The sequence below is a fragment of the Nonomuraea sp. NPDC004580 genome (assembly GCF_040609855.1).
GTDB lineage: Bacteria > Actinomycetota > Actinomycetes > Streptosporangiales > Streptosporangiaceae > Nonomuraea > Nonomuraea salmonea.
The window spans coordinates 25,134-39,843 of record NZ_JBEXLH010000072.1 but is presented as its reverse complement, the minus strand read 5'-3'; the positions used below and the strand labels follow the sequence as shown (position 1 = coordinate 39,843).

The window sequence follows — 14,710 nt, the reverse complement described above, 5'->3', positions numbered from 1 at the left end:
GCCCGCCGGCACGGCCGCCGGGGCCCGCCGCTGGTCGGCGCGGATCGCCCCGGCGCGGGCGGCGCTGGCGGGCCGGGTGGCCGACCTGGTGCACGGCTCGGCCGACCTGGCCGCGTACGGGGCCGACGACGCCGCCCTGGACCGGGCGCGGGCGGCCGACGGAGCCCTGGCCGCGCTCGAACGCCGCCAGTCCCGCGTGCATGCCGCCGCCCTGGCCGGCGGCACCCTGCTGCAGGGCCTCACGGTGGCCGCGGTGGTGCTGCTGGCCCAGGCGGCGGGCGTCGACTCCGTCGGCGCGGCGGTGCTGGCCCTGACCGGCCTGGTGGCGTTCGAACCCGTGCTGCCCCTGGCGGCGGCGGGCGAGCGGATGGCGGGCATCACGGCCGCCCTGCGGCGCCTGCGCGAGGTGCGCTCCTCGGCCCCCGCCGTCACCGAGCCCGCCGCCCCCGCGCCCCGCCCGGAGGCCCCGCTCACCATCGAGATCGACGACCTGGTGGTCCGCCACCCGGCGAGCAGGGAGCGGGCGGCGCTGGACGGGGTGTCGCTGCGGGTCGCGCCGGGGCGGCGGGTGGCGATCGTCGGGCCCAGCGGCGCGGGCAAGAGCACGCTGCTGGCCGCCCTCATGCGCCTGGTCGAGCCCGAGTCGGGGAGCATCCGGGTCAACGGCGTGGACCTGCGCGACATGGCGGGCGACGACGTACGGGAGCTCATGACGGGCCTCACCCAGGACCCGTACATCTTCCGCGCCAGCCTGCGCGACAACCTGCGCCTGGCCGGCCCCGGCGCGGACGACGAGCGGCTGCTGCGGGCGGCGCGCGACGCCCGGCTGGACGGCTGGGTCGAGCGGACCGGCTGGGACACCGAGCTGGGCGAGGACGGCAGGACGGTGTCGGGCGGCCAGCTGCAGCGGCTGGCGCTGGCCAGGGCCCTGCTGTACGACCCGCCCGTGCTGCTGCTCGACGAGCCCGCCGAGGCGCTCGACGAGGAGACGGCCGACCGGCTGATGGACGACCTGCTGGACGTCACCCGCGACCGCACGACCCTCCTGGTGACCCACCGGCTCAAGGGCCTGGAGTCGGTCGACGAGGTGATCGTGCTGGAGGACGGCAGGGTGACGCAGCGCGGCCGGCACGACGAGCTGGTGCGCGTGCCCGGCTATTACCGCGACCTCTGGGAGTCGGAGGTCCTCACCCGGCGGTGACGCACCCGTGCCCACGGGTTGTGTTGGCGACGCAATCAAGTTTACGATGCAAACTACTCTACAAAGCCGAGGAGTTTGCATGGTCGACGACGAGGAGCGCGTCCCCACTCCCGAGGAGATGCTGCGGGTCATCGAGGAGCAGAGCCACGCCACGACGAAGTGGCTGCACGGCGACCCGCGCCTGCTCTACGTCCCGTGGGGGGTCGCCTGGCTGCTCGGCTTCGGCGCCCTGTTCCTGCACTACGGGCTCGACGGCCGCCCCTACGTGGCGATCACGCAGATGCAGGCGGTGGGCGTGCTGCTGGCGGCCATGCTCGTCGCCGGCGCGGTCTCCGCGTACGGGATCGTCAAGATGAACAAGCTGGTGCGCGGCGACACCTCGGCCAGAGGCGCGATGTACGGCTACGCCTGGCTGGCCGGCATGGTGCTGGTGTCGATCATCGCGATCCGGCTGGGCCCGCTGCTGCCCGCGGCGGAGCGCGGCCTGCTGTGGGCGGGCGGCTCGCTGCTGGTGGTCGCGCTGCTCTACATGCTCGGCGGCGCGATCTGGCTCAACTGGCCGATGTTCTTCATCGGCGCCTGGACGGCCGGCGTCAACGCGCTCGGCGTGCTGCTCGGCACGGGCCCGCACGCGCTGCTGACGGCGGTCCTGCTGGGCGGCGGGTTCATCGCGGCCGGGCTGTGGCTGTGGCGGAGGCAGCGCGGGTGAGCGGGCTGCCCGAACTCGATCCGGTGATCCACGCCCAGGCACGGCTGCGCGTGGTGGCCGCGCTCAACGTGCTGGCCGACGGCGACGAGATGGCCTTCAACTCGATGAAGGAGCTGCTCGGCATGACGGCGGGCAACCTGTCGGTGCACCTCACCAAGCTGGAGGACGCCGGCTACGTCCGCATCACCAAGACGCACAAGGGCCGCACCCCCGTCACCTACGTGGCGCTGACCAAGCGCGGACGGCTGGCCTTCGAGGAATACACCGCGGCGATCCGCGCCCTGCTGGACAACGCTGGAGGAGTGCAATGACGGTCCTGGCCCGCGCGTCCGAGGTCACCCGCCGCTACGGCGACGTGGTGGCGCTCGACCGCGTCTCACTCGGCATCGGCGCAGGCGAGCTGGTCGGCCTGCTGGGCCCCAACGGCGCCGGCAAGTCCACCCTGATCAACCTGCTGGTCGGGCTGCGCCGGCCGACGTCCGGCACGGTCGAGCTGCTCGGCGGCTCGCCGCTCGACCCGGCGACGCGGCGCCGCATCGGCGTGACCCCGCAGGAGACGGGGCTGCCCGAGTCGCTGCGGGTCGGCGAGGTGGTCGACTTCGTCCGCGCGCACTACCCCGACCCGGTCGGCGGGCCCGAGCTGCTCGACCGCTTCGGGCTCGGCGACCTCGCGAAGCGACAGGTGGGCGGCCTGTCGGGCGGGCAGCGGCGGCGGCTGGCGGTGGCGCTGGCGTTCGCGGGCGACCCGCGGCTGGTCGTCCTCGACGAGCCGACCACCGGGCTCGACGTGGAGGCCAGGCACGCCCTGTGGGCGGGCGTCAGGGCGTACCACGAGGGCGGCGGCACGGTACTGCTGACCAGCCACTACTTGGAGGAGATCGAGGCGCTGGCCCAGCGGGTCGTGGTGATGGGCGGCGGCCGGGTGCTCGCCGACGACACCGTGAGCGCGATCCGCGGCATGGTCGGCGTGCGCCAGGTCTCACTGGTGGCCGAGCGGCTGCCCGAGCTGCCCGGCGTGCTGGGCAGCGAGCGGGTGGACGGCCGCACGACGCTGGTCACCACCGACCCCGACCGGCTGGTGATCGAGCTCGTACGCAGCGGCGCGCCGTTCTCCGGCCTGGAGATCAGGCCCACCACCCTCGAAGAGGCGTTCCTCACCATCACCGCGAAGGAGCCGGCCCATGTCTAGCCTGGTCGCCGCGCACACCAGGATCCTGCTGCTCGAACAGCTGCGGGTCCCCATCGGCCTCGCGGCGGGCGCGTTGTTCCCCGCGGTCGCGCTGGCGGCGTTCGTCGTGCCGTTCGCGGGCGACGACCCGCGGGCGGCCACGATGGCGACGGCGTCGCTGACGCTCTTCGGCGCGATGTCGCAGGCCATCATCGGGCTGTCCGTCACGGTGGCGCAGGACCGCGAGCAGCCCTGGAACCCCTACGTCCGCACGCTGCCCGCCGGGCCGTTCCCCCGCTTCGCCGGGCGCATCCTCGCGATGCTCGCCCAGATGGTGCTCGCGGTCGTGCCGGTGCTGCTGGTGGCGGCGCTGTTCACCGCGGCCACCAGCACGCCGCTGGGGCTCCTGGCGGGCCTGGCGACACTGCTCGCCGGCGTGGTGCCGTTCATGCTGATGGGGTTGCTCATCGGCTTCCTGCTGACGGCGAAGGCGACGATCGCGGTGTCGCAGCTGCTGTTCTTCCCGATGGGGGTCCTGGGCGGCCTGCTGCTGCCGCCCCAGATCCTGCCCGGCTTCCTGGAGGCGGTCTCGCCGTTCACGCCGGCGCGCGGGGTGGCCGAGCTGCTGTGGGCGGTGACGGCGGGCACCACGCCCGGCGTGGTGTCGCTGGTCTCGCTGGCCGCCTGGACGGTGCTGGCGGCGGCGGGGGCGGTCTGGGCGTACCGGCGGGACGAGGGCCGGCGCTTCGCATAAGGAGAAATGTCGCGAAAAAGGGGGTGTGCCGCCGAGTCCGCAGCGATCTCGACGGCACACCCGCTCATGAGGGGGTCCTGATGTTACGCGTTCTCCGCAAGGGTGACGTCGACCTCGTGGCTTTCGCCGTCCCTCATATATGTGATCTTGACCTCTTGGCCCGGTTTGAAACCTCTGACCTGCCCCACAACCGTATCGCCTCCGTCAACCGTCTTGTCACCGATCTTCGTGATCAGGTCGCCTTGCCGCAGTCCGGCCTTCTCCGCCGGGCTGCCCGGCGAGACCTGCCTGACCAGCGCGCCCGGCACGTCGCCGGTCGCGTCGGTGACGCTCACGCCGAGCCAGGCGTGGGTGACCTTGCCACTGCTGATGAGCTGCTCGGAGACCTGCTTGGCGGTGTTGACCGGGATCGCGAAGCCGACGCCGCCGCCCGCCGCGTCGGAGGCGATGGCGGTGTTGATGCCGACCAGCTCGCCGGCCGCGTTGACCAGCGCGCCGCCGGAGTTGCCGGGGTTGATCGAGGCGTCGGTCTGGATGGCGCCGCCGATCGTGGTGGGCGCGCCCTGGTTGTCCTGCGGCCAGCCGGGCGGTAGCTGCCTGCGCTGGTCGTTGCCGAGGTTCAGCGTACGGTCGAGCGCGCTGACGATGCCGGCCGTGACGGACCCGTCGAGGCCGAGCGGGCTGCCGATGGCCAGCACCGGGTCGCCCACCTTGAGCTGGTCGCTGTCGCCCAGCGTGGCCTTGGTCAGCCCCGAGACGCCCTCGGCCCTGATGACGGCCAGGTCGGTGGCCGGGTCGGTGCCGACGACGGTGGCCTTGGCGGTCTTGCCATCGCTGAACTTGACGCTCATCTGGCCACCCTGGCCCGCCCCCACGGCCACGTGGTTGTTGGTCAGGATCAGGCCGTCCTCCGACAGCACCACGCCGGAGCCCTCACCGGTCTGTCCCTGGATCATCACGACCGTGGGCTGCACCTTGGCCGCCACTTCCGCCACCGTGAGCTGGTCGGACGCCGACTTGAAGACCGGGCTCGGGGCGCTGGGGCTGCTGCTGGCGACCGGTTCGGGCTGGAACGAGGTGGCGACGACGGCCCCGACCACACCGCCGCCGACGGCCATGGCGGCCATGGCGAGAGCCGCGATGGCCTTCTGGCCGACGGTGAAGCGCTGCTTCTTGGGCTGCGCCGGCGGTGGCGGCACCTCCATGACGATCGTCTCCCGCCGGGGGAAGCCCCCGGCTGCCGGTGGGGTGGCGCCGAACTGGCTCCACCCACCGGTGTCCCGCCGTTCGGGACCCTGCTCGTGAGGCTCGTTCGCGTTCATCCTGTCATCTCCCTCGAATCCCTCTGCCTCAAGGGTGTCAAGACTCTCGTAAGAGCAGGTTAAGGGGCGGATTCCGGGGGCGCGCCACGGCCTGATGCGACCCTTATCGATCGAGGTCGCGCCGGGCGTGGGGCTCGCAGAAAAAATATTTGAGACTTCTACCGCTTCGCGGGCCAGTACTCGTCCTTGAGCAGCCGCTTGTAGAGCTTGCCGGTCGGATGGCGGGGCAGCTCGGCACGGAAGTCCACCGACTTGGGGCACTTGTAGTGGGCGAGGTGCTCGCGGCAGTACGCGATCAGCTCCGCCTCCAGGTCCGGCCCCGCCTCCGCCATGGACACCGGTTCGACCACGGCCTTGACCTGCTCGCCCATCTCCTCGTCCGGCACGCCGAACACCGCCACGTCGGCCACCTTCGGGTGCACCGACAGCACGTTCTCGGCCTCCTGCGGGTAGATGTTCACGCCGCCCGAGATGATCATGTACGAGCGGCGGTCGGTCAGGTAGAGGAAGCCGTCCTCGTCGAGGTAGCCGATGTCGCCCAGCGTGGTCCAGCCCCTGCCCTGCGGGTCCTGGGCGGAGCGGGTCTTGTCGGGGTCGCCGTGGTACTCGAAGCGGCCGCCGTTCTCGAAGTAGATGGTGCCGTGCCGGCCGGGCGGCAGGTCGTCGCCGTTCTCGTCGCAGATGTGCACGACGCCGAGCAGCGAGCGGCCGACCGTGCCCTTGTGGGCCAGCCAGTCCCCGGGGCCGGCGTAGAGGAAGCCGTTGCCCTCGGTGCCCGCGTAGTACTCGTGGACGATCGGGCCCCACCACTCCATCATCTGCTCCTTGACCGGGACGGGGCAGGGAGCGGCGGCGTGGATGGCGTACCGGAGCGAGGAGACGTCGTACTTGTCCCTGACCTCCTGCGGCAGCTTGAGCATCTTGATGAACATCGTCGGCACGAGCTGCGAGTGCGTGACCGCGTACTGCTCGATCGCCGCCAGGTACCGCTCGGGGTCGAAGCGCTCCATGACCACCACGGTCGCGCCGAGCCGCTGGAAGGACATGCAGTAGCGCAGCGGCGCCGCGTGGTAGAGCGGGGCCGGCGAGAGGTAGACGCTGTCGGCCGACGGCGCGAACAGGCCCTGGATGAGCCTCAGCAGCATGCCGGGCTCCTCCAGCGGGCCGTGCGTGGCGGGCACCTTGACGCCCTTGGGGCGGCCGGTGGTGCCGGAGGAGTAGAGCATGTCGGCGCCCGTGCACTCGTCCTCGATGGGGGTGGCGGGGTGCTCGGCGACGGCCTGCTCGTACGAGGTGAAGTCCTCGGCCTCGCCGCCGAGCATGAGCCGCAGCTCGACGCCCGGCGTGCCGGCGGTGACGGAGGTGGCGACGGCGGCCAGGTCGGCGCTGGAGATGAAGACCCGGGCGCCGCAGTTGGAGACGATGTAGGTCAGCTCGTCGGCCTGCAGCCGGGAGCTGATCGGCGTGTAGTACAGGCCGGCGCGGTGCGCGGCCCAGGCGACGGCCAGGAAGAGCGGGTGGTTGGCCAGCATGAAGGCGACGTGGTCGCCGGGACGCAGGCCGGCGGCGCGGAAGAGGTGGGCCAGCCGGTTCGACTCCTCGTCCAGCTCACGGTAGGTGACGACCTGCCCGGAGCCCGCCATGATCACAGCGGGCTTGTCGGGGGTGACTGCTGCGATGGCTCCCGGGTACATGAACAGAACAGTATTCGGTCAGTCGCCCGGCGCGCCAGAACCGGCGCGGCCCCCTGTCGCGGCCCCCTGTCGCGGGGCCGCGCCGGGGACCGCGACCGGCCTCACTCGGCTGTCACTCGGCTGCCACTCTGGCCGTCACTCTGGCTGTCACTCGGCCGGGAGGACCGAGCCCTGGTACTTCTCCTTGATGAAGTCCTTGACCTTCTGGTCCTGCAGCAGCTTGCCGAGGGTGACGATGTTCGCGTCCTTCTCGTGGCCGCTCGGCACGACCAGGCCGTTGACGTACGGGTTGCCCTCGGTCTTCTCCAGCACCAGCGCGTCGGAGGCGGGCTTGAGACCGGCCTCCAGGGCGTAGTTGCCGTTGATGACCGCGGCGTCCACGTCCTCGAGCGAGCGCGGGAGCTGCGCCGCCTCCAGCGGCTTGAACTGCAGGTTCTTCGGGTTCTGTGCGACGTCGCGCTCGGTCGCGGCGGTGCCGACGCCCTCCTTGAGGGTGATCACGCCGTTGTCGGCGAGCAGCTTGCGCGCGCGGCCCAGGTTGGTGGCGTCGTTGGGCAGCGCCACGGTGGCGCCGCTCGCCAGCGCCGACACGTCGGTGATCTTCTTGGAGTACAGGCCGAGCGGCTCCAGGTGGACCCCGGCGACGAAGGTCAGGTCCGTGCCCTTGCTCTTGTTGAAGTCGTCGAGGTACGGCCGGTGCTGGAAGTAGTTGGCGGTCAGCTTGCCCTCTTCGAGCTGCACGTTCGGCTGCACGTAGTCGGTGAACTCGACGACTTCCAGCTTGAGCCCGGCGGCCGGGGCCAGGTTGTCCTTGACGAAGTTCAGGATCTCCGCGTGCGGCACGGGGTTCACGCCGACCTTGAGCACCGTGTCCGCCGACTCGGCCGTGTCGTTCGTCGCGGACTGCGACGTGCCGCATGCGGCGAGCGACAGAGCCAGCGCGACAGCACCCACAAAGCGGTGAATTTTCATGATTTTTCCTTACTTGTGCGATAGGCGCCGAGCGACCCAGTCGCCCAGGCTCTGCAGGAGTTGCACGATGACGAGCAGCAGCACGACCGTGACGATCATCAGGAGCGTCTCGAAGCGCTGGTAGCCGTACCGGACGGCCAGGTCGCCCAGCCCGCCGCCGCCGAGCGTGCCGGCCATGGCGCTGTAACCGATGAGCGCCACCACGGTCACGGTCAGGCCCGCGACCAGGCCGGGCAGCGCCTCGGGCAGCAGGACCTTGCGCACGATCGCGGTCCTGCTCGCGCCCATGGCCTGCGCGGCCTGCACCACGTCCGTGCCGACCTCGCGCAGCGCGGTCTCGACCAGCCGGGCGAAGAACGGCACCGCGCCGACGGTCAGCGGCACCACGAACGCGGCCGTCCCGATGGTGGTCCCGACGACGAGCCGGGTGAACGGGATGATCGCGATCATCAGCACGATGAACGGCAGCGAGCGCCCCACGTTCACCACGAACCCGAGCGCGGACTTCAGCGCCGGCAGCGGCCGCAGGCCGTCACGGTCGAACACCACCAGCGCCACGCCCAGCGGCAGCCCGAGCAGCAGCGTGAAAAGCGTCGCCCAGCCGACCATCAGGCCCGTCTCCACCGTCGCCGGCCACAGCAGCGGCAGCATCTCTTCCCAGGTCACGCGGCCTCCCCCGCTTCCTCCACGATCAGCCCGCAGTCGCTCAGGTACGCCAGCGCCGCCCGCCGGTCGGCGCCGTCGAGCGCCACCCGCAGCCGGCCGACCGAGCCGCCCGCGAGGTCCTCGATGGAGCCGCCGAGGATGCTGAGGTCCACCTCGAACTTGCGCACGACCTCCGACACCACGGGCTGGCGCGGGTCGCCGGTGAACGTCAGCGTCACCGAGCCGGCCGGGGCGGGCTCGGGCAGCGGGAAGATCTCCCTGGTCAGCCGGGAGCCTGGGGTCCTGATGAGGTCCGCGATGACGCCGGACTCCTCGATGCGGCCCTGCGCCATGATGGCGACCGAGTCGCAGACGCTCTTGACCACGTTCATCTCGTGGGTGATGAGCAGGATCGTCAGGCCCAGCTCCGCGTTGAGCCGCTTGAGCAGGGCGAGGATCGACTGCGTGGTGGCCGGGTCGAGTGCCGAGGTGGCCTCGTCCGACAGCAGCACCGACGGGTTGCCCGCCAGGGCCCTGGCGATGCCGACGCGCTGCTTCTGGCCGCCGGACAGCTGGTGCGGGCGGTCCTTGCCGCGTCCCGCCAGGCCGACCAGGTCGAGCAGCTCGGCCACCCGGCGCTCGCGCTCGTCCTTGGGCACGCCCATGACCTCCAGCGGGAAGGCCACGTTCCCGGCGACCGTGCGTGAGGACAGCAGCGCGAAGTGCTGGTGGATCATGCCGATGCGCTGCCTGGCGCGGTTCAGTTCGCGGTCGCCGAGCGCGGTCATGTCCTGTCCCGCGACGGTGACGGTGCCCGCCGTGGGGCGTTCGAGCAGGTTGACGCAGCGCAGCAGCGTGCTCTTGCCGGCGCCGCTCTGGCCGAGCACGCCGTAGATCTCACCTTCGCGCACGTGCAGGTCGACGCCGTCGAGCGCGACGGTCTCGCCGTACTGCTTGCGCAGGCCGGAAGCCTGGATCACGGAGAATCCCCACGACTGAGGGCGGCCGCGTGGCGGGCCGCGGAAACGGACATCCTTGGGAAGGCGGCGCGGATCGGCGCCATCAGTTTCAGAGTCAGCGCGTGCCGGGGTGGAAGGGCAGGTGGCTCAGCCTGCGCAGCACGAAACCGGGTGTGATCATGACGACCTTCGACATCGAGGAACGGGCGGTGGGTCTGCTTAGCGGGCCGGCATTCGCCCCATACGCATGCTGCGACACGCGGCGCCCATGGGGACGCAGCGAGCGGTCGCGTATGCCTCGTTCACGCCCGTCCTAACGATGGTGACATTTCCCGCTATTCCCCGTCTCCTGAGTGAGATACGTCACGACCTGCGAACGTGACCGTCCCGCCGTACCCCAGGAGGCCGGGTACGGCGGGACGGCCGCTCGTGGCGGGGGACGCCGCCTGTCAGGCGGCGGGTCGGTCTTTCGGCGGGTCGGTCTTTGGGCGGGTCGCCGGTCGTCAGGCGGCGACCGTGGTGGCCACCTCGGCGGGGCTGAGTGCGATGTCGAGGACCTCGCGCACGTCGCTCACCGTGTGAATGGTCAGCTCGTCGCGGACCTCCTGCGGCACGTCGTCCAGGTCGGGCTCGTTGCGGGCCGGGATGAGCACGGTCGTGATGCCGGCCCGGTGAGCCGCGAGCAGCTTCTGCTTGACGCCGCCGATCGGCAGGACCCGCCCGGTCAGCGAGATCTCGCCGGTCATCGCCACGTCGTTGCGGACCAGCCGCCCGGACAGCAGCGAGGCCAGCGCCGTGGTCAGCGTCACGCCGGCGGACGGGCCGTCCTTCGGCACGGCGCCGGCCGGGAAGTGCACGTGGACCGAGCGGTCCTTCAACGCGGTGACCGGCAGCTCCAGCTCCGCGCCGTGGGAGCGCAGGTAGGACAGCGCGATGCGGGCCGACTCCTTCATCACGTCGCCGAGCTGGCCGGTGAGCGTGAGCCCCGTCTCGCCGGTCTCGGGGTCGGCGAGCGACGCCTCGACGTAGAGGACGTCTCCCCCGGCTCCGGTGACGGCCAGGCCGGTCGCCACGCCGGGCACGGAGGTGCGCTGCTTGGCCTCGGGCAGCGACGACTCGGGCACGAACCTCGGCCGCCCGAGGTAGCCCACCAGGTCGTCCTCGCCCACGGTGACGGGCAGCTCGTCCTTGGCCGCGACCTTGCGCAGGATGCGGGCCACCGACCGCTCCAGCGAGCGGACGCCCGCCTCACGCGTGTACTCGGCGGCCAGCCTGCGCAGCGCCGTCTCCTCGACCGTGACCTCCTCGGCCGTCAGCCCGGCCAGCTCGCGCTGCCTGGGCAGCAGGTGGTCGCGGGCGATGGCGACCTTCTCGTCCTCGGTGTAGCCGTCGAGCGCGACGACCTCCATGCGGTCGAGCAGCGGCCCGGGAACGGCCTCCAGGACGTTGGCGGTGGCCAGGAACAGCACGTCGGACAGGTCGAGCTCGACCTCGAGGTAGTGGTCGCGGAACGTGTGGTTCTGGGCCGGGTCGAGGACCTCCAGCAGCGCGGCCGTGGGGTCGCCGCGGTAGTCGGCGCCCACCTTGTCGACCTCGTCGAGCAGCACGACCGGGTTCATCGAGCCGGCCTCGCGGATGGCGCGGACGATGCGGCCGGGCAGGGCGCCGACGTAGGTGCGGCGGTGACCGCGGATCTCGGCCTCGTCGCGTACGCCGCCGAGCGCCACCCGGACGAACTTGCGGCCCATCGCGCGCGCGACGGACTCGCCCAGCGACGTCTTGCCGACTCCGGGAGGGCCGGCCAGCGCCAGCACGGCGCCGCTGCGCCGGCCGCCCACCACGCCGAGCCCCTTGTCCTGGCGGCGCTTGCGCACGGCCAGGTGCTCGATGATGCGGTCCTTGACGTCGGCGAGGCCGGTGTGGTCGGTGTCGAGCACGGCGCGCGCGCCGGTCAGGTCGTAGTTGTCCTCGGTGCGCTCGTTCCACGGGATGTCGAGCACGGTGTCGAGCCAGGTGCGGATCCAGCCGGTCTCGGGGGACTGCTCGGAGGTGCGCTCGAGCTTGTCGACCTCCTTGAGCGCGGCCTCGCGTACCTTGCCGGGCAGGTCGGCCGCCTCGACGCGGGCGCGGTAGTCCTCCTCCTCGCTCTCGGCGGCGTCGCCGTTGAGCTCCTTCAGCTCCTTGCGGATGGCGCTCATCTGCTGGCGCAGCAGGAACTCGCGCTGCTGCTTCTCCATGCCCTCCTGGACGTCCTTGCGGATCGTCTCGGCGACGTCGAGCTCGGCCAGGTGCTCGCGGGACCACTCGATGAGCCGGGCCAGCCGCTCGGCCGGGTCGGCCTGCTCCAGCAGCTCGACCTTCTGCGCGGTGGTGAGCCAAGGGGTGTAGCCGGAGCTGTCGGCCAGCACGGAGGGGTCGTCGATCTGGTTGACCTGGTCGACCACCTGCCAGGCGCCGCGCTTCTGCAGGATGGTGGTGGCCAGCGCCTTGTACTCCTTGGCCAGCTCCTGGGCGCGCTCGCCGGCGGCGACGATGTCGATGCTCTCGGCCTCGACCCACAGTGCGGCGCCTGGGCCGGTGGTGCCGGTGCCCACGCGGACGCGGTCGACGCCGCGTACGACGGCGGCGGGCTCACCGCCCGGCAGCCTCCCGACCTGCTCGACGACGGCCCTGACACCGATCGCGCCGTAGCGTCCGTCTATGCGGGGAACGAGGAGGACCCGTGGCTTGTTGCCACCGGATGCACGGGCCGCCTCTATCGCAGCGCGCACCTCGGAGTCGGACAGGTCCAGCGGAACCACCATGCCCGGCAGGACGACGGCGTCGTCGAGCGGCAGGACCGGGAGGATCAAGCTCTCACTCATGCGAACTCCAAAGGGTTGAGTTATACCGACTCAATTCATCGGAGCCCCACATTGTTCCCTTCCTTGCCACTGTTCGCTCACGGCGATCGTAATGATGTAAGCCATACCTGAGGGTGAGCGAGAATCAAACTTTGGTGTGACGACGCCCGGCAACCCCCTCTTCTACTCTTGAGCAGGCGTTTTCCCTGCCTCTTCGATGCTCACCGGAGGGCGGGGCCGGACCAGGCGGGGGTGTCGTGAGCCAAGGGGTGGTGCGGCGGGCGACGGGGGCGGTGGTGCGGCCGCTCACGCTCGCCCTCTACCGGGGCGACGCCGATGCGCCGCCCGCCCGGCGCAGGCTGACCTTCCAGGTGCCGGAGTGGCTGTGGCCGGTGATCCCGGCGCGCTTCTTCAACCTGGTACAGGTCGCCGACCTGCTGCTGGCGTTCGGCCTCTACGCGCTGACCGTCTCCATGATGCTCGGCTGGAACGCCGAGGCCGCCCTGCTCTGGCCGCGCGGCGGCACCCGGGCGCCCATCCTCGACGCCTATGCCTACCTGGCCGCGCTCGGCGTCGCGCTCCCCGTGGCGCTGCGCGACCGGTGGCCGCTGGCCGCCTGGCGGGTGGCGGCCGGGGCGATGCCGCTCGTGGTGTGGGTCGACGGCAGCCTCGACTCCGGCCCGCCGCCCTACCCGTGGACGACGGTGGTCGGCTACCTGGTCGTGCTCTACTCGGTCGCCGTGCGCTGCGAGCGGCGGATCACGGTGGGCGTGTGGGTGGTCACGATGCTGGCCGCATGGATCATGCACCCCGACTCGATGCCCCTGGCCGGCGTGTTCGTGACGATCGCGGCGGCGTTCGGCTACAACGTACGCGTGCGGCGCAGCGCCACGGCCAAGCTCGTCGAGGAGGAGCGGCGCGTCAAGGCGGCCGAGAGCGCTCAGGCGGTGCTGGAGGAGCGGGCCCGCATCGCCCGCGAGCTGCACGACGTGGTCGCCCACCACATGTCGGTGATCGCCATCCAGGCCGAGGCGGTGCCGCTCAAGGCGGCGGGCGACCCGGCTCAGCTGGAGGCGGGGCTGGCCGAGATCCGGGGCCTGTCCCTGGAGGCGATCGCGCAGCTCCGCCAGGTGCTGGGCGTCCTGCGCGACCCCACGGGGCGGGCCGACACCGCGCCGCAGCCGGGGCTTGACCGCGTCGACGAGCTGATCGCCAACGCCCGCGCGGCCGGGCTGGCGGTGCTGGTCAGGCGGAGCGGAGAGCTCGGCGGGCTGCCGTCGGCGGTGGAGCTGTCGGCGTACCGGATCGTGCAAGAGTCATTGTCGAACGTCATGCGCCACGCCCCCGGCGCCGCCGTGGCCGTCGACATCGCCCGCACCGCCGGCACCCTGCACCTGGCGATCGCCAACGGCCCCACCCCCACCCGCGCAACCGCACCCCACCAGCCGGCCCCCATCTCACCGGCCCCCATCTCACCTGCCACCGGCGACCCCGGCGATGCGGGCAGCGGGGGCGGTAAGGGGGATGGTCCGGGTGGTGGGGTCGGGAGGGTGCCTGTGAGCGGGAGCGGGCAAGGGCTCGTGGGGATGCGGGAGCGGGCGGCGCTGCTGGGTGGCACGCTGGAGGCGGGTCCGGTGCCCGGCGGCGGGTTCGAGGTGCGGGCCACGTTGCCGATCACGGAGAGGGAGAGCGCGTGATCAGGGTGCTGATCGCCGACGACCAGGGCATGGTGCGCACCGGGTTCACGGTGTTCCTGAGCGGCCAGCCGGACATCGAGGTGGTGGGCGAGGCGGCCGACGGGCGCGAGGCCGTCGAGCGGGCCGCCGAGCTCAAGCCCGACGTCGTGCTGATGGACGTCCGCATGCCGAACACGAACGGTCTGGAGGCCACCAGGGAGCTGATGGCCCGGGGCGGCCCGACCAAGGTGCTCATCCTGACCACGTTCGACCTCGACGACTACGTCTACGAGGCGCTGCGGGCGGGGGCGAGCGGGTTCCTGCTCAAGGACGCGTCGGCGGCTCAGCTCGCGGAGGCCGTCCGGGTGGTCGCCGCCGGTGAGGCGCTCATCGCGCCGGCCATCACCAAGCGGCTCATCACCGAGTTCGCCCGGCTCGGCTCCCCTCGCCCGGTGCCGGGCCGGCGGCTCGACGAGCTGACCGAACGGGAGACGGAGGTGCTCCTGCTGGTCGCCCAGGCGCTGTCCAACCAGGAGATCGCGGAGAAGCTGTTCGTGGCCGAACAGACGGTCAAGACCCACGTGGGCCGCGTCCTGATGAAACTGGGCCTGCGCGACCGCGCTCAGGCCATCGTCTTCGCCTACGAGAGCGGCCTGGTCCGCCCTGGCGAGTGACCCCTGCGACGGACGCCGAACCGCGCAACCTCCAGGTGCGAAGGCCGGCCTGAGGCAATCCCGGGAGGCGGACACCGTGGCCGCCGCTGCGGA

13 protein-coding genes are annotated in these 14,710 nt (G+C 71.8%); 7 read left to right on the top strand and 6 right to left on the bottom strand.

Annotated features, from left to right (window positions below):
* The 5 genes from ABZW11_RS40510 to ABZW11_RS40490 form a co-directional block, all read left to right on the top strand.
* Positions 1 to 1,201 (top strand): ABC transporter ATP-binding protein (locus tag ABZW11_RS40510; RefSeq protein ID WP_355429844.1); only part of this gene is annotated, 1,201 nt, incomplete at its 5' end.
* Positions 1,202 to 1,280: 79 nt separating this feature from the next.
* Entirely contained in the window at positions 1,281 to 1,910 is a 630-nt protein-coding gene (locus ABZW11_RS40505) for a hypothetical protein (protein WP_355429841.1), read from the top strand.
* Positions 1,907 to 2,221 carry a transcriptional regulator gene (locus ABZW11_RS40500; protein ID WP_345402097.1) on the top strand — a complete coding sequence of 105 codons (315 nt, stop codon included), beginning with the start codon at positions 1,907 to 1,909 and terminating at the stop codon, positions 2,219 to 2,221. The genes ABZW11_RS40505 and ABZW11_RS40500 overlap by 4 nt, the downstream gene beginning before the upstream one ends.
* Entirely contained in the window at positions 2,218 to 3,099 is an 882-nt protein-coding gene (locus tag ABZW11_RS40495; RefSeq protein ID WP_355429837.1) for an ABC transporter ATP-binding protein, read from the top strand. Before ABZW11_RS40500 ends, ABZW11_RS40495 begins: the two co-directional genes overlap by 4 nt.
* A complete protein-coding gene (locus tag ABZW11_RS40490; RefSeq protein WP_355429834.1) occupies positions 3,092 to 3,832 on the top strand; it encodes an ABC transporter permease in 741 nt (246 codons plus the stop codon). Before ABZW11_RS40495 ends, ABZW11_RS40490 begins: the two co-directional genes overlap by 8 nt.
* 83 nt (positions 3,833 to 3,915) lie before the next feature.
* Here the strand turns inward: ABZW11_RS40490 and ABZW11_RS40485 are convergent, their stop codons facing one another.
* From ABZW11_RS40485 to lon, 6 genes are all read right to left on the bottom strand, one after another.
* Complete coding sequence (locus tag ABZW11_RS40485) at positions 3,916 to 5,154, bottom strand: trypsin-like peptidase domain-containing protein (RefSeq protein ID WP_355429831.1); 1,239 nt, start codon at positions 5,152 to 5,154, stop codon at positions 3,916 to 3,918.
* 158 nt (positions 5,155 to 5,312) lie between these two features.
* On the bottom strand, positions 5,313 to 6,848 hold the full coding sequence (locus tag ABZW11_RS40480) for an acyl-CoA synthetase (protein ID WP_355429828.1): 1,536 nt from the start codon (positions 6,846 to 6,848) through the stop codon (positions 5,313 to 5,315).
* A 147-nt stretch (positions 6,849 to 6,995) separates the two neighbouring features.
* Entirely contained in the window at positions 6,996 to 7,820 is an 825-nt protein-coding gene (locus ABZW11_RS40475) for a MetQ/NlpA family ABC transporter substrate-binding protein (protein ID WP_355429825.1), read from the bottom strand.
* A gap of 9 nt (positions 7,821 to 7,829) precedes the next feature.
* Positions 7,830 to 8,486, bottom strand: coding sequence for a methionine ABC transporter permease (locus ABZW11_RS40470; RefSeq protein WP_355429822.1), 657 nt, complete (start codon positions 8,484 to 8,486; stop codon positions 7,830 to 7,832).
* Positions 8,483 to 9,445, bottom strand: a complete 963-nt coding sequence (locus tag ABZW11_RS40465) for an ATP-binding cassette domain-containing protein (protein WP_355429819.1) — start codon at positions 9,443 to 9,445, stop codon at positions 8,483 to 8,485. The genes ABZW11_RS40470 and ABZW11_RS40465 overlap by 4 nt, the downstream gene beginning before the upstream one ends.
* 482 nt (positions 9,446 to 9,927) lie before the next feature.
* Entirely contained in the window at positions 9,928 to 12,288 is a 2,361-nt protein-coding gene (gene lon, locus ABZW11_RS40460; RefSeq protein WP_355429816.1) for an endopeptidase La, read from the bottom strand.
* Positions 12,289 to 12,524: 236 nt separating this feature from the next.
* On the opposite strand from lon, the gene ABZW11_RS40455 reads away from it, so the two are divergent.
* Complete coding sequence (locus tag ABZW11_RS40455) at positions 12,525 to 13,964, top strand: histidine kinase (protein WP_355429813.1); 1,440 nt, start codon at positions 12,525 to 12,527, stop codon at positions 13,962 to 13,964.
* Entirely contained in the window at positions 13,961 to 14,617 is a 657-nt protein-coding gene (locus ABZW11_RS40450; RefSeq protein WP_355429810.1) for a response regulator transcription factor, read from the top strand. Before ABZW11_RS40455 ends, ABZW11_RS40450 begins: the two co-directional genes overlap by 4 nt.
* Positions 14,618 to 14,710: the final 93 nt, after the last annotated feature.

Excerpts from the sequence above, each read along its gene's own strand:
- ABZW11_RS40505 (WP_355429841.1), top strand. The coding sequence starts at position 1,281 with ATGGTCGACGACGAGGAGCGCGTCCCCACTCCCGAGGAGATGCTGCGG.
- ABZW11_RS40495 (WP_355429837.1), top strand. The coding sequence starts at position 2,218 with ATGACGGTCCTGGCCCGCGCGTCCGAGGTCACCCGCCGCTACGGCGAC.
- ABZW11_RS40490 (WP_355429834.1), top strand. The coding sequence starts at position 3,092 with ATGTCTAGCCTGGTCGCCGCGCACACCAGGATCCTGCTGCTCGAACAG.
- ABZW11_RS40485 (WP_355429831.1), bottom strand. The coding sequence starts at position 5,154 with ATGAACGCGAACGAGCCTCACGAGCAGGGTCCCGAACGGCGGGACACC.
- ABZW11_RS40480 (WP_355429828.1), bottom strand. The coding sequence starts at position 6,848 with ATGTACCCGGGAGCCATCGCAGCAGTCACCCCCGACAAGCCCGCTGTG.
- ABZW11_RS40475 (WP_355429825.1), bottom strand. The coding sequence starts at position 7,820 with ATGAAAATTCACCGCTTTGTGGGTGCTGTCGCGCTGGCTCTGTCGCTC.
- lon (WP_355429816.1), bottom strand. The coding sequence starts at position 12,288 with ATGAGTGAGAGCTTGATCCTCCCGGTCCTGCCGCTCGACGACGCCGTC.